Raw genomic sequence first — 19,554 nt, 5'->3', positions numbered from 1 at the left:
ATCTATCAACCAACCTTATCAATGAGTGTTTTCCAAATTAGGAGTGAACTGTAGTATCTTCTTTATATCCATCTACAAAATGTTTGAACTGCAACTTTAACCATACAACGTCGTATAATTGAGATTTTTCTGGTAACTTCTCTAATACCCGTTCAAGATCTGCTAGAGAAAACCTATGCTCCATAGCTTGCATAATAAGAGGATGAGCAGTTTCTTCAACATTGTCATCACCGATTATGAGCTCTTCATAGAGCTTCTCACCAGGACGAAGACCTGTAAAGACAATTTCGATATCACCATTAGGATGCTTATCGTCTTTGACCTCATGCCCACTTAGGCGAATCATACGCTGAGCCAGATCGACAATCTTTACTGGCTCTCCCATATTAAGCACAAAAACCTCACCACCTTGCGCCATAGCACCTGCCTGTATTACTAGATTAGCAGCCTCTGGAATAGTCATAAAATAGCGTGTCACATCAGGATGGGTGACAGTAATTGGAAGACCTTTTTCGATTTGTTTGGTAAAAACAGGTACTACAGATCCTGATGAGCCTAGCACATTGCCGAATCTAACCATACTAATACAGGTTTTGCTACCTGGCTTGATTGAATTGGCTTCATAACTTAATGCCTGACACACAAGCTCAGCTAAACGCTTTGTGGCACCCATCACATTAGTAGGTCTAACAGCTTTGTCAGTAGATATCAAAACAAAAGTTTCTACATCTGTTTGAATAGCAGCACGCGCACAATGGTAAGTACCGCGACTATTATTAATAACCCCTTGAAACGGATTGTGCTCGACCATAGGCACATGTTTATATGCTGCTGCATGGTAGACTGTTTGTACATGATAAGTCTGAAATATCCGCATAAGGTTATGCTCATCAGTCACATTACCAATAATGGATACGATTTGAATATCCTGATATTCATTACTACTAGCCTGTTTTGCCAAAAGCTCTTGGTGAATACTATAAAGGGCAAACTCTGATAGCTCGTATAACACCAGACAAGTTGGTTTATTTTTGATGATTTGACGGCACAACTCACTACCGATAGAGCCACCAGCCCCTGTTACCAAGACAGATTTATGAGCGATATTTTTCTTCAGCAACTCTTCGTCTGGCTCTACAGTTTGGCGGTCTAATACGTCTAATATATCGATCTTGCGCATATGGCTAACCGTGACTTTTTCGTCAGCCAATTCTTTTAGACTGGGTAGTTCTTTTATCTTGATAGAGATATGTGAAAGCTTTTCAATAATTTTGCGCTTACGAGCACGGCTAATCGAGGGTACTGCCAAAAATACTTGGGCAATATCAAGGGTATTTACGATATCCAATAAGTTATCAGTATGGTAAATCTTTTTACCCATAATATGGGCACCTGTTAGCTGACGATCATCATCAACAAAAGCAACCACACTATATTTATGTGAGTTACTCAAACCTTTCATCAACTCCTGCCCTGCTTCACCTGCACCATAAATCAAAATATTATCGTAGTCTATAAGCTCACCCTCAAAACGCTTACCTTGCCATCGCTTCAATAATTCTTTAATTGTCAGACGACTGTTCCACAGCCAGATATAAAGCAAAAACAGAAACAAAATAGGGGTCGATCGAGGGATTTGTGGCAGTACATCAAAGTAGATAATCAGTTCATAAAAAACAATCAGCACAAAAAACAGCTGCAATACACCACTCATAACCGTATCAAGAAACCCTCTAGATACGCCATGATAAAAGCCTACAAGGTATAAACCAATGACAGGAATTAAGGCATATAAACTTAATGTCCATAAACTAATATGAAGCTCGATATAACCATATCGCAATAATAGTGACAAAAACAGACAGGCAATAGCCATTATAAAGTCTGCGCTAATCAAAATCAGACGCTTGACATATCTTGGCAGCGACAACAGGTACTGAGCGATAGATTGCAACACATTTCCACCTATAAGCTTCGGCTTACGTTTGACACTATGTAAAGACGTTTCAACCATATGGATTGTCTATTCATACCACATCGTTTTTAAGAACTAAGTTAGTTAATAGCATACTACTGGTTGTTACCATAGGCATAACTATAATGATAGCTGTATTTGCTCATAATACCCTGCTGTACGTCATTTAAGATAATTCCATCTACTTCTATATTTGCCTTATTCATCTGATTGACCGCATAGACCAGCTGTCCCTCAATTGAGTTATCATATCTAGTTACCATCAATACTTTATTAGCATATTGCGCCAGTATCATTGCATCGGAAGCTGCTAGGATCGGCGGTGAATCAATAATGATATAGTCATAGTGTGAGCTTAACTCTGTCATTAGGTTATTGAGCCTGCTATCAGACAACAGCGATGCAGGATTACGTGGATACTCGCCCCTTGGCATAAAATCAATATTATCTATATTGGTCGGATGGATAAAGCTCGCTAGATTACTGATATTTTGGGTGGTGATAGCTTCTGGGACTTGAGCGTTATTCTGCGCAAAATCAGTCATATTTTGTGATAATTTATCTTGCGATAGATAGTCGGCCAAACCGTTATATTGGGTCATACCAAATATTTTATGCAGCTCACCCAAGCGCATATCTGCGTCCATAATCAGCACCTTCTTGTCTAACTGAGCAAAAACTTCCGTTAGATTGGCCGAGATAAATGATTTACCAACGCCAGGACTCTCACCAGTGATAAGTATAACTTTCGCCCTTTGGCCCGCTTGCTCTGGTGTCGTCATACCGAACATCAGGCTCGTTCTTAGGCTTTTGATGGCTTCATAACTCAAGCTGTTACTATCAGTATAGGCCAGCAAACGACTAGGCGTTTTCTTATCTTTACGTAATCTGGTCAGTAAAGGTGAACGAGGAATCGTTGCGACCACAGGTACACCCGTTTTTGCTTCGATACGTTCAGGGTCTTTAACCACATTTCTAAGCATGTTTTTCAGGAGTACGAGCAATACACCTATCATAGTGCTTAGTAGCGTTGCTAACACCCAAATTTGTGGCTTATTTGGCGCAATAGCATTGAAAGTATTGATAGGCAAATCAATAATACGAGCGTAGCCGATCTGACCAGCTCTCACGACTTTTAGCTGTTCATAATTTTTTAGCAGTGTTAGGTATATTTCTCTATTAATCGCTGTATCTTCAGACAACTGTAAGAACTCCCTTTGTATTTCCGGCAATCCTTCAATGGTGTCATCTATATTTTGTTTTCTACGATTAAGTACGTCGAGTTGTTCGTTGATCTGGATGACTAATGGATGCTCTTCCGTATAATAGGTAGTCAAATCAGCTTTTTTCAGCTTGAGCTCATTAATCTGTGTATCAATTTGAGAGTTCTCTGATAATAAAAGTTCAGCTTCTTTGCTAACGTCAATAGTACCGTTATTTTCACGGAATTTATTAAATGCTGCTTCAGAATCTTCTAACTTTTTCTTCAAGTCTGGAATCTGTGTTTCCATAAACTTGATTGTTCTGGTTGTTTCTTCAGTGCCCCGCGTTTGGTTCTGATCTACATAAGACAGAATTATTTCTTTCAATATCAAACTGACTTGCTGTTGGTTAGACCCTGTCATAGACAGCTCAACAATACCAGTCTGTTGCCCTTGCTCAACTACGGATAGCTTGCTGTTTATTGAATCAGTAGTAGTCTGTAGAGATTGCTTGGCTAAGTTGATAGGATGAGAGTTGTCAGGTAAATCAGTCACAGTAATCTGAATCTGACCATCTACACCCTTAAATAAATGCGGTTTATTCAACTGGCCTTTAAAATCATCGAACCCATTGCTCAAGACAAAACCTGTTTCGGATTTGGTCAGAGTAAATGTTTGATTAAGATAAGCTTGCGATACATTGAACTGGCTAATCTGAGCATCGCCGTCTTCTGTTTGTAACGATACACCATCAGGAGTATTAATTTGGGTAGCGACGCGATCACTTTTGATCCGATCAATATAGCCGATAGAAGGATCCATTAGACGTATACGCAAGTTTAACTTATCTACTACAGGCTCAAGTATCATACGAGATCTTATCAGCTCGGACTCTGTCTGAGCTTTGCTCGATTGTGGAGCGATGAGCTCTGATGCAGTTGTACCTAATGCTGATATACCTTGAGAGTTTTCCTCTATTTGTATCAAAGCATCGGATTTGAAAGTGGGGTTCACATAGCGCCCGTACAGCACACCAATCAATAAGCCAATTAATGCGAAAAACAATACAGTTTTCCAGCCACGCAAAATGGCAAATAGCAGCGCCATAAGATCAATGTCATCATTATTTTCTTTCGAAACAGGGTTTGATAAATTTTTCGAATCTGTACTCATAACTATAGGTCTACCACTTCAGCTTGTTCATCGGATAAGCATTACTTAGTTAATTTTATCGGCCCACTGATCGAGACCATCAACAATATCTTGATATGCTGTCTCAAAAGCGCTCATTTCATGTTTATATGGGTCAGCAATATCCTTATTTTGCCAGTGACCAAGCTTAAAGGTTTTACCACGGCAAAATGGCCAACGTTCCTCAATCCATTTAGTCTGACTATCTGACATGGTAAAAATAAGATCAGCCTTTTTTACTAATTTTTCGTCGATTTGTTTGGCTATATGGTCTGTAATATCTATCTGCTGTTCAGTCATAATTTTGAGAGCAGATGAATCTGCAGGATGCCCAATTAAAGCGCCAACGCCTGCGGAGTCAATTACTTTGTTAGGATAACGCTTTTTTAGCAAAGCTTCTGCCATTGGGCTACGGCAAATATTACCTACACAAACAACCAAAATATTATCAAAAGCCATGCTTATCACTTCCTATAAAGTTGAAAAACTTCTGATTGCTGAAGTTGATGGTAACAAAGCACTGATAACACGGTTCCAGCGCGTCAGACCAGTTGGGTCGACATAGACAATATCATTAGGCAACATCTCAAACCGGCTAGTCAGTGGAAAGCTAGTGAGCGCCTGCATATCTACATAGTATATATTTGTACGCTGATATTCAGGTTGATCACGTACTACGTAGATCTTAGCCGCATTAGCCGTATTAGAATTCAGACCAGCTGACTCCCCAATCACCTGCGCTAAGCTCAACCCCTGGTCAATAATAGGTACAGGTGCAACTTTGCCAAACTCTCCCAAAACATACACTTTATTGATGTCTTCGCTACTGACACGAATAGAGTCACCATCTTGTACATAAATTTGATTGGCTGATAATCCCGCCTGCTGCAGAGACTGTAATCCCATACGATAATCAATACCATTTCTTCTCAATACAATACTGTTTGAGTTACCTTCTCTCGTCGTACCACCAGCCATAGATATTGCACTGTACAATGACACAGGTTCGTCAGCAATATTGAATTGACCAGGCTTGTTAACCTCACCATCGATAAAAAACTTATTGCCTCGATACTCAGCAACTTTCACTTGCGGATCTGCATACTTTAGGTAGCGTTGCAATCTTGAACTTAGGTTTGCGGTGAACTGTGGAACACTTAGCCCGCCAGCTTGTATACGACCTATCAACGGAAACTGTATAAACCCCTGCTGATCAACAGGATAACCAGATGCTCCTGCAGCATTAATATCAGGATAATCTACCAAAATAATACTTAATACATCAGAGGATGCAATACGGTAATTCATCCTATTAGACGATCGTACTAGGTCAGATAGGTTGGCACTCATTTGTGAGCGAGCGATTTGTTTAGGTGGCAGTGTGGCGAGAGTCAATGGCAGTACATTGAAATTAATACCATTCTCTGCAGTAAAAGATCCACTGGGCGGTAACTGACCAGCTTGAAGCCCAGAATTGATGGTTGTAGTAGCACATCCATAGAGCATACTACTGGCTAACAAACACGCTGCACTCAACAACTTAGTTGTCTGTCTCATATCAAAAAGCCTCTTCTATTACTGCAATCACATAAAACGACTAAAAACAGTTTTGTATTAATAAATTTGTATCGATGTTATTTTTTTACATCTTTCACAAAAATAATCGGCATCATAACATAAGTTATCTGTTATACAGTAATGTTCTTATTGATTGATACAAAAAGCTATTTTTAAACTAATTACTCCATGTAGCATATAAATTCTTTTTATCAATTACAATTAAATATATTACGTATATTAATAATTGATTGAATTTATATTAAATTCTTACACTGCTATGTTGCTGCATATGTACGACTACCTAAAAGCTGTTAAACATTCTTAGTAAAAATATGCAAGATTTTGTTCAAATTGGCTTGAGTACAGTTGCGAGGTGTATAAGTCAAAGAAATAAGTCAAAAAATACAGTATAAGCAGTCTTTTACTAGTATAATGCTGCTCACAGCAAACAATGCATTTTCTTACCTATTATCATTTATAATCTAGTATAAACAATTGTGAATCATTATACATTGAGAAATGTAAACCCACCGACTCAAGGACATTAAGATGAAAGACGAAAAATTGCAAAAAGCACTCGCCCGTATGGGCCTTGGCTCACGCCGTCAAATGGAAGAAGTGATTAAAGCAGGTCGCGTATCTGTTAATAACGGTCCAGCAACGATTGGTGATCGTGTATCGCAAGGCGATGAAATACGTGTGGATGGTCGTCAGATCAAATATACCGCCGAAAATGAAAAGCGTCGCCGAGTGATCGCTTATTACAAGCCAGAAGGCGAAGTCTGCTCAGCCAAGGATCCAGAAGGTCGTCCGACTGTGTTTGAGCGCTTGCCAAAGCTCACTCATGATCGTTGGGTCATGGTTGGACGTTTGGATATCAATTCAACTGGCTTACTATTATTTACCAATGATGGTGAGATGGCGCATCGCCTGATGCATCCTTCTAGCGAAGTGACGCGTGAATATGCCGTTCGTGTGTTGGGTGAAGTCACTCCCGATATCGCCCGCAACTTGACTGCTGGTGTCATGTTAGAAGACGGCATGGCGCAGTTTGACGACATCAAAGAAGGCGGCGGTGAAGGCGTTAATAAGTGGTATCACGTCAAGCTTAAAGAAGGTCGTAACCGTGAAGTACGCCGCTTGTTTGAGTCACAAGGTCTGAAAGTTAGCCGCCTATTGCGTACACGTTACGGTACGATTGCCTTGCCAAAAGAGTTACGTACAGGTCGTTTCTTAGAGCTCGATAAAAAAGAGATCAATACATTGACCGATTTGGTGAGCTTACGCCCACGTTATGGCACAGGTCTACATGGTGCGGCTAAAAAAAAGCAAGAGCGTATCAGAAACAAGCCGCTTAAAGCGCGTCGCACGGACACTCGTAATGACAATCGCAACAGCAGCGCGAAGCCTAAAAGCAGTGCTAGCCCTGCCAGCCGCGGTACGCGTAATAGTCGTGACCGCAATGATAAGCGCTAATTCAATTGATTTAACATTATTCTAAGTTTTTGATAGATTTAGAATAAACATAAAAAAGGGGTCAATGACTATTCATCATTGACCCCTTTTTTTATGTATTTTTTACAGGCCTCACAGTGACTCAGTATAAAAATAACGCCTCAGCTATCGTGGGTATTAATATAATGCGTCATGACTCGCAGCTCTTTTAGCTGCTCCTCGTCCATTTGTGCCAGTAGTCTATCCAAACGCTGTTCGATGTTATCTAAAACACTTTGCAATAACTCACTAGCCTCTAACCTCTTTTCACTATTCTCATTAGTGACATTTATATTTGTTAATTGGTAGTGAGTGGCTAGCATTTCGGGTAGCCGAGTTTGCAACATTTTGTTCAATACAAACTGTGCTTCTGTTATAGCAGGTGTTTTATGTTGAGCTTGTAATGCTGCCTGATAAGCTTGATAGCCACTCACTTTGTTATCGATACGTTTTAATTGCCGTAGCTGCTGATCTGACAAGCTTTTTAAGTGCTTTTTATTTAAGTTAAGCTGCTCCCAACTTAACGTAGCCAGTGACAATGGCGCATGATCATCTTGATATATAAGCACACCTGGAGTAATACCGACCGCTTTGTGCAATGCATGCCAGCCTTTTCTACCTAGATAAAAAGTTGTGACGGTCGTTACAATACCGATGCCTATTAATATACTCATAACTGCTCGCTACTCATCACTCAATTCTATGTATGACTACTTATCGTTGGCACTTAGCATTTAGCATTTAGCGTTTAATATCTTCTGCTACTGGATTTTTCACATCCGTGCTACTCAAAGTAGGTGACTCAATAGCCTCTGTTTTCTTACTGAGATTACTCAGCGGCTGCATTGTTGAATCCATATTTGGATGATCAAAGCGTGTTTGCAGATAGCGATTGGTCGCGAGCAGTTTTTGCCCATCTTGATGGTATGAGGCATTGAGTAAATCGTCAAACTGGGTATTGATCGTTTTAAGCACTTCTAACAATGCTTGTTTACCAGTGACATCTGAATGTTTGATTTTGGTGGTATCAGCACGCGCCCCATCTGTCACATCTAAGTCATATAAGCGGCGATAATCGGCCACAGCTTGCGGAATGTGTCGGTCCATCAGATTTTGGATCATAATATAAGTTTCATTGATGGTGTCTTTATCGTCAATTTTGCCGTCATTATTGGTATCACCATAAATCAAGCGGAGTTTTTTGCCTTTTCGATTGATTTGCTCAAGTGCTGTTTTGACTTCAACAGGTAGGCTTTTCTCTGGTATATATCCCAGTTGCGGCATGGCAGTATATTCCAGCATTTTGGGCGCGGTAACTTTCTTAATACCACGATACCCCAAATATAACCCAGCGGCCGGCAGCACTCCGTATAATACAAACATCACTAACATAGCAGTCACTTGGGTCATCGGGTTTTCCTTATTGTTTTGACAGAATAGTTTGGCAGATTTCTTGTTATTTTAATCAGTATTTTAAGCTAGGCGGTTTTAGTGTCGTCAACTTTATTGCTTAGCACTGCTTTTATTAAACAAAAAAATAAGGCTCTATGAAAGCCTTATATTGTTATACATTGAGTCTGTTATGTTTTTGGATAATCTTTTATTTTATAAAATACGCTAGCTTTGCGTGCGGCTCTTGACATAACGATGGGTTGAGGCAAGACGATTTAAAACGGTTTGATGCAACTCATCCAATAGCTCATCAAGCTCATAATCGATTTCTAAAAACAAATCGGTCAACATATCACCTGCGGTCATTTTTCCCTGAACCATATTGTTTTTGGTGCGATGCGGACTAAAGCGCTGCAACTGCTCATAATGATGTAGCGCTTCAGGGATGCTCTCGGACACCAGCTTATCAATGACAAACTGGCGCTCATTATGTTGCTGCTGCTGTTGCTCGTTTAGCTCACTACTCCACTCACGATAGCGTTTTAGCTTACCATTGATACGATCTAATATCGCAACGGCTTCGATAGGCATCGCATTTAGGGTGGCCTCGTCGACCACATCAACAAGCTCAGTCATAATCGGACAACGTCCATGTTTGAGATACCACAAGGTATCGGGGTCAAAAGGTGGTCTATTGGTCGGTTGCATTTGGGCGCGATTGGACAAATAGCGATCAGTCAGCGGGGTTGATGAGTGAATATCGTTCACTTGCGCTAGTGCATCACGTATACGGTGTACCCGCTCAGGTGGCGTTAATGCAGCACGCTCGTGATTTGATTGAGTGCCGTCATTATTATGATGGATATCGATATTATCACTATTGTCATTTAAATTATGGTTAACACCCATCTCCTGCGCATTGTTGGCAGCTAACGTTGGTAGGTCATCTTGCGCTTGCCCAAATGACTTTAGCATTCTTGTCAAACTGACTACCATGACTTGCTCTGCCCCTCATCCAGTACACACACGTTGTGCTCGTATTGCATACGTTCATTCAATAGCTTATCTTAACAGGTTTTTGCTGACCTGCCAGTACGCAAAGTGTCAACATTCCTACTCTCTCCGCTCACTTCCTAAATGCTAAGCGACTTGTTATGAATGCTCCCGATTATATTTCTGGTTTCCTGCTTGGGTTATCGCTCATCATCGCCATTGGCTCACAAAATGCCTTTGTACTCAAACAAGGTCTCAAACGTGAGCACATATTTTTTGTTTGCCTGTTTTGCGCAGTGAGCGACGCGCTGTTGATATCAGCAGGCGTTGGTGGATTTGGTGCGGTCACCGCACGCTATCCGCATGTGATAGATATCGCAAAAATAGCAGGCGTTTTATTTTTGTTGGGTTATGGCTTACAAAGTTTGTATGCCAGTATCCGTGTATCACACGCTTTGAACGTTGATGGGCAAGTAGTGACCAGCTTAAAAAAAGCGCTACTACTCTGCTTTGGTTTCACTTGGCTCAATCCGCACGTCTACTTAGATACATTGGTGCTCGTTGGGATGGTTTCAACAGGCGCTGCTAGCAAACTTACCTTTGCCATTGGGGCAATTAGCGCCTCATTCTTTTTCTTTTTTGCGCTCGGTTACGGTGCACGCCTGCTCAGGCCGTTATTTGAAAAGCCAAAAGCTTGGAACATACTCGATGCGTTGGTAGGACTGCTGATGTTGTATCTGGCTTGGCATTTATACCAAAGCTAAATACAACATTAGGCATTAAATCTAGTTAAACTAAGATGCCATTATCAGCTATCTGATACGGCCTCTTAATTCAATTATTAGGATTTTAAGTGCTCAATATTAGACACAGAATAAATAGCTTAGATTAAAGCAGGAAACAGTGTGCGCAGACCGCTAACGATAATCTCGATAGACACGGCTGCTAATAGCATACCCATGATCCGGCTCATGATGTTAAGGCCGGTATCACCCAACAAACGACTGATACGACCAGCAGCCATCAATGCCAGGTAGCAAAATAGACTAATGAAGAGACCAGCAATGATGATGGCAGATACCTGCAAAATGCCTGAGACTTGTGATGAATAAATAATAACGGTAGAAATACCACCTGGTCCAATCATCATCGGTATCGCAATGGGGACCACTGCGGATGCCATCGTCGGCAGTGCATCTTGCACGTGGTCGACATCGAAGTTCTCTTGATCAGGCTTAACAGGGTTGCCTTCACCGTTCATCATATTTAGTGAAATCAAGAACACCAATATACCACCAGCTAGCTGAAACGAGCCAATAGAGATACCTAGTGCTTTTAGTAAGGCCTCACCTGCCACCGTAAAAAAACTGATGGTGATAAAAATGGTCAGACAAGCAACACGTGCGACTTTGCGTCGATTGTTCATCGAATAGCCGCGAGTCAAATCCAAGAACAACGTCAATGCGCTAAATGGATTGATCAATACCATAAAGGCTAGGATTATCTTGATAATTTCAGTATTCACTGAGCGCTCGCTTGTCTATTGATAGCATTGGTGCAAAAAGATAAGGCCATCGTGCGAGTGCGACGATGACCCAATAGGCAATTCATAATAGCATTGTAACATAGGCAGATAAGCGAGTTAAATCATTAACTTTGCTCGGTTACCCTTCTATGTCATCTTGGCGAGAAATCCAGCGAATATAAAAGCTATGACTCAGGTTAAGCTGAAATAATTGATGGCCTATGCACTAAAATCTAAGCCAATATCCAGCGCAGTAGTACTGTGCGTTAGGTAGCCCATCGCGATAAAATCAACCCCTGTACTGGCGGCGGCTCGTACCGTTTCAGGCGTAATACCACCGGATGCTTCAGTCTTTGCGCGACCTTTACACATAGCAACCGCTTGCGATAAGATTTCTGGCGACATATTGTCTAGCAACACCAAACTCACACCCGCCTCTAATGCCTGCTCTAATTGCTCTAGTGTATCGACTTCAACCTCAATCGGAATCAGATGCCCAGCAAAATGCTGTGCTTGCTCGATAGCCGTCTTTATGTCACCAGCAATGGCGATATGATTGTCTTTGATTAAGATCGCATCATCCAAGCCCAAACGATGATTGCGACCGCCACCGCAGCGTACCGCGTATTTTTGTACAATACGCAGACCTGGAATGGTTTTACGCGTACAAGTAATTTGTGCCGGATATTGCGCCACGCTATCGACGATCTGGCGGGTCGCAGTCGCAATACCGCTCAGATGCGTCATGAAGTTTAATGCTGTACGTTCTGCTGTTAGCAGATGGCGTGCATTACCTTTTACAGTAGCCAATACGGCACCAGCGGCGACTGTTTCGCCATCCTGCACTTGAGCCACAAACTCAATGCTTGCATCAACTAAGGCAAAAGACAACCGCGCCAAATCCATACCGCATATCACACCTGATTGTCGCGCCTTGATTTGTAGCTGGGCTTGCATATCTGCTGGGATAGTGGCTTGCGAGGTGACATCACCACGCCTGCCCAAATCTTCCGCTAGCGCATCTTCTACCAAAGGTTTAAGCAATACGTCATCTAATACTGGCTCTTTTTCAATTGTCATGTTTGACCCTTATGTAGGCGTAATATGAATAAAAACGTCTAAATATTTAAACTCAAAATGAGCATAAATATAGCGTAAAGTTGACGCTCCTGCAAGGGAAGGTGAAAAAGTTTTTATTGAGCAAGTCGATTTCTATATGAAATTGACCTAGCTGTATTTGTTAGTAGCAATTATTTACGCTTAGGAAGTTTGCTGTCCATCAATAAGCTTTGTAGCTCGATATCATGGCGAAAACGATAGAGTTTGGCGGGGCGACCACGCTGAGCACTACTACTCTCTCCTGTCTCCATCACAAGATTCTGAGATTCCAGCAAACGGCGAAAGTTTTGTTTGTGCAAGCGTATGCCTGATAAGGCCTCAACACTTTGCTGCAATTGGGATAAAGTAAACACATCTGGCATCAACCCAAAGATAAGCGGTCGATACTCAATCTTGGCGCGTAGTCTGGAGATAGCGGTGGCAATCACGCGGCGATGATCGTAATACATCGGTATGCCGACACGCTGAGACCAGTCGCTTGGCAATTGAACCGTTTGGTAATTAGGCGGATAATTGGGCGCTTCTGGTATCAGTCCTGCTTCATACAGCATCTCGTAGCGCAGCAGCACATGCTCTGCGATCCATTCTCTGCTTTCATCAGCCTTATCGCCAACTGGTTCAGTTTCTATGAACTCGCTATCTGTCAAAAACTCTTCGCTAAGTCCCCAGCACAAACCAATACGTTGATGCCTGCGCTGCCGGGCAACTGAGTCTTCAGCGCTACTCGCCCACTCCAATAGCATAGGGACGATAAAGTCCGTAATGATACTAGGCATACCATCTAGATGGTTCTCCCATGGGAAATAATCATACCAATTTCGCCATAGCGCTTGGCTTTGCAATGCCTGCATTTGAGTTTCTTGTACCAAACCAAGGTAGCTGACGTACACCAATGCATGACCATCAACGTTACGTCTGTTGGTATCAACAAAGGTATATAGCTGCTCCAAATATCCGAGCGGCTGCTGCGTCTGCTCTTCTACCCATTGACGCACGCCTGCCTGTAGCGAGCGATGTAATGGCATAAGCGGCCCATTTGGCAACAGTTTGCCTTGGTCAACGGTTAGGACACGAGCGATATGATCGGTAATCGCGACCAATACAGCGACCACTTCAGTTGTGCCGCTACCTTGCTGGTGCGCATGTGAATAAGACAACGTCATAGTTTTGGGGATTATCCTGTCTCTTTAAAATGGCATAAAAGGGTTCTCAAGGCTGATAGTGATGGTACGCCTCAAATCTAAAACAGTATAACGTGAATCTTGAAATATCATAGTCTGGCGTTGTAATCATAGAACATCAAAATCAGTCGCTAAAAATCAGCTTCCACATAAAGGTAAACTAAAAATAAAGTCCATTTGGCTAACTCACAAGTAATGAAAATAAATGTACTTAATCAACAGATATACAAAAAACACTTGTATTTATGCTCAAAATGAGCATAATTAAAACAACGGATTAATTTTATTTAACCAAATATCTTGTTTTAGCACACCATTTATCACTATAGCGCCAACAGAGGTTGCCATTATGAAAATTTATCCTTACGACGCACCCATCATGAGTACCGACAACCGTATTGCTACTCAGATGAACATCGATTATGCCAGAGCAAAAATGCCAGCAGACTTGCCTCGTGCCGAAAGACTCGTGGTTGAAGAAAACATCAAAAAATTATTGAAAGACAATAACGCGGTACTCGTTGCACACTACTATGTCGATCCTTTTATTCAAGACTTAGCCCTCGCGACAGGTGGCTGCGTCGGTGACTCGCTTGAGATGGCTCGGTTTGGACAAGCCCATAGCGCCCAGACCCTAGTCGTCGCTGGTGTACGCTTTATGGGCGAATCGGCAAAGATTTTAAGTATGGAAAAGACCGTGCTTATGCCAGATTTGGAGGCGGAATGTTCGCTCGATTTGGGTTGTCCTGCTGATGAGTTTTCCGCATTTTGTGATGCCCACCCTGAGCGTACCGTCGTCGTTTATGCCAATACCAGCGCCGCGGTAAAAGCCCGCGCTGACTGGGTTGTAACCTCGTCTGTCGGTATCGATATCGTCCGTCATTTGCATGCGCAAGGTGAGCCGATCATTTGGGGACCTGACCGTCATTTGGGTAAATACATCGCTCGTGAGACGGGTGCAGATATGCTGCTTTGGCAAGGGTCTTGCCTTGTGCATAATGAGTTTAAAGCCACTGAATTGCTGCAATTAAAAGCCGAACATCCAGAAGCCAAGGTCTTGGTACATCCTGAGTCGCCCGATAGCGTGGTGGCACTTGCTGATGTTGTTGGCTCAACCAGTAAACTGTTGCAATCAACGTATGAGATGGATGCTGACACCTTTATCGTTGCAACTGACCTAGGCATATTGCATGAAATGCAAAAACGCTCACCGAACAAACGCTTTTTGGCCGCGCCTACCGCTGGTGAAAGCGCGAGCTGTAAGAGCTGTGCCTTTTGTCCTTGGATGGCGATGAATGGTCTCAAAGGTATCGAGCAATGCTTGACCAATAACAGCGGTGAGGTACTAATGACGCCTGAGCTTGCCGCCGCCGCTAGAAAACCCTTACAACGTATGCTTGATTTTGCTGAATCACAAAAGCAACGTGTGGCCGCCAGTGGCGATATCGTCCAAGACCGTGCATTGTTTGCCAATGTTGGGGCAGCCTAGCATGAGTCAGCCGCACTCAGCCAATCAAACCCGTACAACCATCCCTGATAACTGTATTCCTGATAACTATAGGAGTAGTCACATGAGCCATATTGTCAAAACTGACGTCCTTATCATTGGCGCTGGACTGGCAGGCTTGAGTACAGCGTTATCGCTACCAAAGTCACTGAATATCACGGTTTTGAGTAAAGCGGCACTTGAGGTTTGCTCAAGTCACTATGCTCAAGGTGGTATTGCCGCTAGTCTAGACAAAGATGACTCTGTGTCTGACCATGTTGCTGATACCTTAGTGGCTGGTGCAGGGCTTTGCACACCGGATAATACTGCCAGTATTTTGGGTGCAGGACAGCAAGCGGTTCAGTGGCTATGCGCGCAAGGTGTCCCTTTTACGCAGAACTCACCTAACGCTTTGGATAATACAAGCGCACAGGAATTTTCTCAGTTACAGACCAGTGATTTGCATTTAACAAAAGAAGGCGGTCACGGCTGTAGACGCGTGGCCCATGCGGACGATGCAACGGGTCGACACGTGATGGACGCATTAACCATCAAAGCGCAAGCTGCTACCAATATCACTATTTTGCCTTATCATGAAGCGCTTGAGTTACTGACATTACCTATAGCGAGCAGTCAGCCTTTTTTTACAGATAATAGCGATGCTAAGCATTGCCGAGGGGCGCTTGTTTTTGATCATATCAATGGGCGCCCGCTCACCTTTCATAGTCGTGCAGTGGTACTGGCTAGTGGTGGATTGGGTCAATTATTCAAGCGTGCCAGCGCGCCTAATGTCTGCGTCGGTGATGGCGTGATGATGGCATGGCAAGCAGGCTGCCGCTTGGCAAACTTGGAATTCATTCAGTTTCACCCAACAGGCTTAGCGTTAGGTGACAGCAGCTTTTTGATATCTGAGGCACTGCGCGGTGAAGGGGGACGATTATATTGTCCAAAGACGGGTATACGCTTTATGTTGGACGTGGACGCACGTGCTGAATTGGCACCGCGCGATATCGTCGCTCGGGCGATAGCCGCGCAGATTGATAACAATGGGCTTGGCTACGTGCATCTTGATGTCAGTCACTTAGCCACAGACTTTGTAAAAGCGCATTTCCCGCAGATTTACCAAACACTGTTAACGCTTGGGATTGATATCACGACAGATCCTATTCCAGTTGCCCCGACGGCGCATTATAGCTGTGGCGGCGTGGTGACTGATGCCAATGGATTGACGGATGTACCAGGACTTTATGCGGCTGGTGAAGTGGCTTATACGGGGCTACACGGTGCCAACCGCTTAGCAAGTAACTCGCTGTTGGAGTGTGTGGTGGTTGGTCGTAATATCGCAGACCATTTGCCTCAGTATGTCGCCCGTTTAGCAAACGCAGAGAAGATAGGTAATGATGCTTATCGTGACATAAATCAATCCGTCATTAAATCTTGGTCAGCGCCTACGCTTACAGACACGCAGTCAGTCATTTTGAATGATACGTTATTTACAGCGTCCGAATATGATAAGGGTAATAAGGATGACAAGGATGACAAGCTATCTGGCGCTGAGGCGGACATGACCAAAATCACTGCCGCACTAAAAGTGCTCATGACCACTAACATGGGTATAACCCGTAGTGCAGGACAATTAGAACAAGCATTAACCCAAATACAAAAGTGGCAAGTTTCGCTTGCCAGTACTGAGCTTGGACAACAAAATATCATTAAAAATGACAGCCCCACGAACATACATGAGCTGGCATATTTTCAATTAACCAGACAGCTTGCTTTAGCGACCTTAATTATTCAGTCTGCTTATCAGCGTATGGAGAGTCGCGGCGGACATTATCGCCATGATTATCCAAAGCTATCGGATATACCTCGGGCAAGTGTGGTTGAGCCGCAGCGTGAGCCATATCAGGAGCATATCTCTGCTGCTCAATATATAAATATATCGAAAACGCTAAACAATATGTGGAAAACGTTGATTGCTTGACGGAGCAGTGTGCACATCAACGTCCCAGAAAAATTCAGCCAATAGCAGTGATTGATTGACTTGCCGCAAGTCCTATCAGCTCACAAAATATCAATCCATGCAGGCTACCTAGTGGGTTTTTAGTATTCGGTCAGGGTTATGGTACAATCGCAAGCTTCCTAAAATGTCTTGTTAAAATCGCTGCGAGCTGACCACCATGCAAAGCCTAATTACCCTCGTTTTGGTCTTGATGCCAATGTTTATTGGCTTTGCCATTCCCTCTAACCCAACCATGACTAAACTTGCCGATACGGGCTTGTCTTATTTGGTCTATCTTATCTTGGCACTGATCGGTATTGAGCTATCACAGGTAGAAGGGCTGGGTAATCAAGTTGGCGAAATTGCACTGTACGTGACTGTCTTATCCATATTGACGATTGGCACAGGATTGTCTGCACTGATGATATTTGATCATGTGCGACCGTGGCATGCCAAAAAACCAAGCGTTAAATCTAAAGAGCATCGTGTCAGTATTCGAGGTAGCCTATTACAGGTCGTCTGCGTGGTAATTGGCATGGTGATTGGCTACTTCTTGCCTGCTGATTATATGCCGCCTGAAAACACCATGACGGTCATGCTGATGATTTTGATTTTGTTGGTCGGTATTGGCTTAAAGGGTTCAGGCATTACACTAAAAGAAGTCATGCTCAACAAGCGCGGCGTCGAGATGAGCGTTATTTTTACGCTATCGGTGTTGATCGGCGGGCTTGTGTTTGCCTTACTATTTACCGATGTGTCGTGGACAAAAGGCTTGGCAATGGCGTCGGGGTTTGGTTGGTATTCACTATCAGCAATTGTCATGACCGATGCTTATGGTGCGGTATGGGGCAGTGTCGCGCTATTTAATGATTTGGTACGGGAGTTCTTTGCGCTGCTATTCATTCCTGTATTTATGCGCAAATATCCTTCGGCTGCTGTCGGGCTTGGCGGTGCGACCAGCTTAGACTTTACCTTGCCTATCATTCAACAGTCAGGTGGTCTAAAGGTTGTACCACTGGCGATTAGTTTTGGCTTTTTGATTAATATTGTCTCACCCGTGCTAATGGTGTTCTTTTCGGCGTTGGGGTAAGTATAGATTTAATAGTCGCTAATTCAGCTGATAGCTAAGACCGATAGCAAATTTACTTAAAACTCAACGTATTAATCTGTACACAAATCGTTTATCGAGATATAAAACAAGTTGCTTTAAGGCTCTTGAGCTAACCCATAAACTCGGCGGTTCATAGACCTACCCTCTTCGGTATCAGAAGAGGCTATAGGCCGCTGAGCACCATAACTGGCAGTACTTAAACGATTAGGATCAATTTGATGCTGCATTATTAGATAGTTTTTGACAATAAGCGCCCTATTTCTTGATAGAGCATTTGGTTGCAAAACTGCATCAACAGCTGATACTTCATCTGTTGAAGCGTGCGCCTCAATACGCATCGTTGCCGTATTGTACTCTTGCAGCTTTTGGGCTACTTTATCAAGCTCTAGCTGATACTCTTTTGATAGCTCACTACTTCCCTTGGCAAAAAAAGCTCTATATTCTATTTTAACACCTAAATTATCGTCACTATAAGAAGGACATCCCTGTTCATCTGGTACTATGTTTATTGGAGTGCCTGGGCATTCGTCTATATCGTCAGGTACGCCATCACCGTCGCTGTCTAAAATAACTTTAGCAACTGGGGCATTAATAGTTTGAGTTGCTTGATTTTGTGAAACAGATGTTTGGCAGGCTGATAACGCCAAAGCACTTACCAAAATTAAAAATGCATTTCCCAATTGAGTTTTCATAATATTTTTCCTTTAAAACTCTCTGCATTCGAGTAACATTTGATCATACCTATCTCGCGCTGATATCCAACCGAACGCTCGCTGATTCATAATAGATCCCTCCTCGGTATCATTAGGAGCAATAGGATTATCAGCGCTACAATCAAAGGTGCGAATTCTATGCGCTGGCAGGTCAAGATTAGCCAAATAATTTTTGATACTTTGTGCACGAGCACTCGCTAATGAGATAAATTCCAGTGGCTGAGACGAGCTTTTGAGATGTAGAGCTTTCTCGTCAATGGCTTGTTGTTCAATTTTGGAGGTATGCCCTTGGACAAAAAAAGTCAGGTTAGAACAGCGATCCGCGAACGCTATGATCTTATTCAATTCCGGAGTATATTGTTCCTTTATTTCGGCACTATCTTTATCGAAAAACACTCGTAACTCCATAGACAATGTATCGTCCAAATCTACTGGCATAGGTTTGCCATTTTCATCAACAGGTGGCGGTTCAACCACGCAAGTGGAGGGCTTTAAAACCTCTTGTGCTATGTTACTTGTGGCTGGAGTCACTGATTGGCAGCCTGCTATTACCACAGCTCCTATCATCCATAAGGCAGTAGAGAATTTTGTTGTCTTAAACTTTGTCATA

At 42.8% G+C, this 19,554-nt stretch carries 17 protein-coding genes; 5 read left to right on the top strand and 12 right to left on the bottom strand.

The annotated features are described in order from the left end of the window. Positions 1 to 37 precede the first annotated feature (37 nt). The 4 genes from AC58CZ_RS04665 to AC58CZ_RS04650 all read right to left on the bottom strand — a co-directional run bounded on the left by AC58CZ_RS04665 (position 38) and on the right by AC58CZ_RS04650 (position 5,925). Positions 38 to 1,957: a polysaccharide biosynthesis protein gene (locus tag AC58CZ_RS04665; RefSeq protein WP_228724616.1), complete on the bottom strand. Its 1,920-nt coding sequence runs from the start codon at positions 1,955 to 1,957 to the stop codon at positions 38 to 40. Between the two features lie 113 nt (positions 1,958 to 2,070). Next, positions 2,071 to 4,350 (bottom strand): GNVR domain-containing protein, encoded by a 2,280-nt coding sequence (locus AC58CZ_RS04660; protein ID WP_494223922.1) that lies wholly within the window; start codon positions 4,348 to 4,350, stop codon positions 2,071 to 2,073. Positions 4,351 to 4,395: 45 nt separating this feature from the next. Further along, positions 4,396 to 4,827: a low molecular weight protein-tyrosine-phosphatase gene (locus AC58CZ_RS04655; protein WP_252962858.1), complete on the bottom strand. Its 432-nt coding sequence runs from the start codon at positions 4,825 to 4,827 to the stop codon at positions 4,396 to 4,398. Positions 4,828 to 4,839: 12 nt separating this feature from the next. Next, entirely contained in the window at positions 4,840 to 5,925 is a 1,086-nt protein-coding gene (locus tag AC58CZ_RS04650; RefSeq protein WP_058024345.1) for a polysaccharide biosynthesis/export family protein, read from the bottom strand. Between the two features lie 552 nt (positions 5,926 to 6,477). Between AC58CZ_RS04650 and rluB the strand changes: the two genes are divergently transcribed. Beyond that, entirely contained in the window at positions 6,478 to 7,404 is a 927-nt protein-coding gene (gene rluB, locus AC58CZ_RS04645) for a 23S rRNA pseudouridine(2605) synthase RluB (RefSeq protein WP_186474893.1), read from the top strand. A 140-nt stretch (positions 7,405 to 7,544) separates the two neighbouring features. On the opposite strand, the gene AC58CZ_RS04640 is transcribed toward rluB, so the two are convergent. The 3 genes from AC58CZ_RS04640 to AC58CZ_RS04630 form a co-directional block, all read right to left on the bottom strand. Next, complete coding sequence (locus tag AC58CZ_RS04640) at positions 7,545 to 8,096, bottom strand: hypothetical protein (protein ID WP_186474894.1); 552 nt, start codon at positions 8,094 to 8,096, stop codon at positions 7,545 to 7,547. 67 nt (positions 8,097 to 8,163) lie between these two features. Continuing rightward, on the bottom strand, positions 8,164 to 8,832 hold the full coding sequence (locus tag AC58CZ_RS04635; RefSeq protein ID WP_228724617.1) for a hypothetical protein: 669 nt from the start codon (positions 8,830 to 8,832) through the stop codon (positions 8,164 to 8,166). Positions 8,833 to 9,039: 207 nt separating this feature from the next. Beyond that, entirely contained in the window at positions 9,040 to 9,789 is a 750-nt protein-coding gene (locus AC58CZ_RS04630) for a hypothetical protein (protein WP_186475400.1), read from the bottom strand. A 179-nt stretch (positions 9,790 to 9,968) separates the two neighbouring features. On the opposite strand from AC58CZ_RS04630, the gene AC58CZ_RS04625 reads away from it, so the two are divergent. After that, on the top strand, positions 9,969 to 10,571 hold the full coding sequence (locus AC58CZ_RS04625) for a LysE/ArgO family amino acid transporter (RefSeq protein WP_186474895.1): 603 nt from the start codon (positions 9,969 to 9,971) through the stop codon (positions 10,569 to 10,571). A 119-nt stretch (positions 10,572 to 10,690) separates the two neighbouring features. Here the strand turns inward: AC58CZ_RS04625 and AC58CZ_RS04620 are convergent, their stop codons facing one another. From AC58CZ_RS04620 to AC58CZ_RS04610, 3 genes are all read right to left on the bottom strand, one after another. After that, positions 10,691 to 11,332, bottom strand: a complete 642-nt coding sequence (locus AC58CZ_RS04620) for a MarC family protein (RefSeq protein ID WP_340050235.1) — start codon at positions 11,330 to 11,332, stop codon at positions 10,691 to 10,693. A gap of 219 nt (positions 11,333 to 11,551) precedes the next feature. Beyond that, positions 11,552 to 12,412 carry a carboxylating nicotinate-nucleotide diphosphorylase gene (gene nadC, locus AC58CZ_RS04615; RefSeq protein ID WP_093070670.1) on the bottom strand — a complete coding sequence of 287 codons (861 nt, stop codon included), beginning with the start codon at positions 12,410 to 12,412 and terminating at the stop codon, positions 11,552 to 11,554. 170 nt (positions 12,413 to 12,582) lie between these two features. After that, positions 12,583 to 13,614: an NrtR DNA-binding winged helix domain-containing protein gene (locus AC58CZ_RS04610; protein WP_494223923.1), complete on the bottom strand. Its 1,032-nt coding sequence runs from the start codon at positions 13,612 to 13,614 to the stop codon at positions 12,583 to 12,585. Between the two features lie 367 nt (positions 13,615 to 13,981). On the opposite strand from AC58CZ_RS04610, the gene nadA reads away from it, so the two are divergent. The 3 genes from nadA to AC58CZ_RS04595 all read left to right on the top strand — a co-directional run bounded on the left by nadA (position 13,982) and on the right by AC58CZ_RS04595 (position 18,210). Further along, positions 13,982 to 15,121, top strand: coding sequence for a quinolinate synthase NadA (nadA, locus tag AC58CZ_RS04605; RefSeq protein ID WP_494223924.1), 1,140 nt, complete (start codon positions 13,982 to 13,984; stop codon positions 15,119 to 15,121). 1 nt (position 15,122) lies between these two features. Further along, a complete protein-coding gene (gene nadB / locus AC58CZ_RS04600) occupies positions 15,123 to 17,102 on the top strand; it encodes an L-aspartate oxidase (protein ID WP_494223925.1) in 1,980 nt (659 codons plus the stop codon). Positions 17,103 to 17,298: 196 nt separating this feature from the next. Beyond that, on the top strand, positions 17,299 to 18,210 hold the full coding sequence (locus AC58CZ_RS04595; RefSeq protein ID WP_494223926.1) for a LysO family transporter: 912 nt from the start codon (positions 17,299 to 17,301) through the stop codon (positions 18,208 to 18,210). A gap of 116 nt (positions 18,211 to 18,326) precedes the next feature. On the opposite strand, the gene AC58CZ_RS04590 is transcribed toward AC58CZ_RS04595, so the two are convergent. Further along, positions 18,327 to 18,923: an OmpA family protein gene (locus AC58CZ_RS04590; protein ID WP_494223927.1), complete on the bottom strand. Its 597-nt coding sequence runs from the start codon at positions 18,921 to 18,923 to the stop codon at positions 18,327 to 18,329. Between the two features lie 12 nt (positions 18,924 to 18,935). Further along, positions 18,936 to 19,553, bottom strand: coding sequence for an OmpA family protein (locus tag AC58CZ_RS04585; protein WP_494223928.1), 618 nt, complete (start codon positions 19,551 to 19,553; stop codon positions 18,936 to 18,938). Position 19,554: the final 1 nt, after the last annotated feature.

The organism is Psychrobacter sp. CR212 (assembly GCF_059693765.1).
This window is presented reverse-complemented; position numbering and strand designations above follow the sequence as displayed.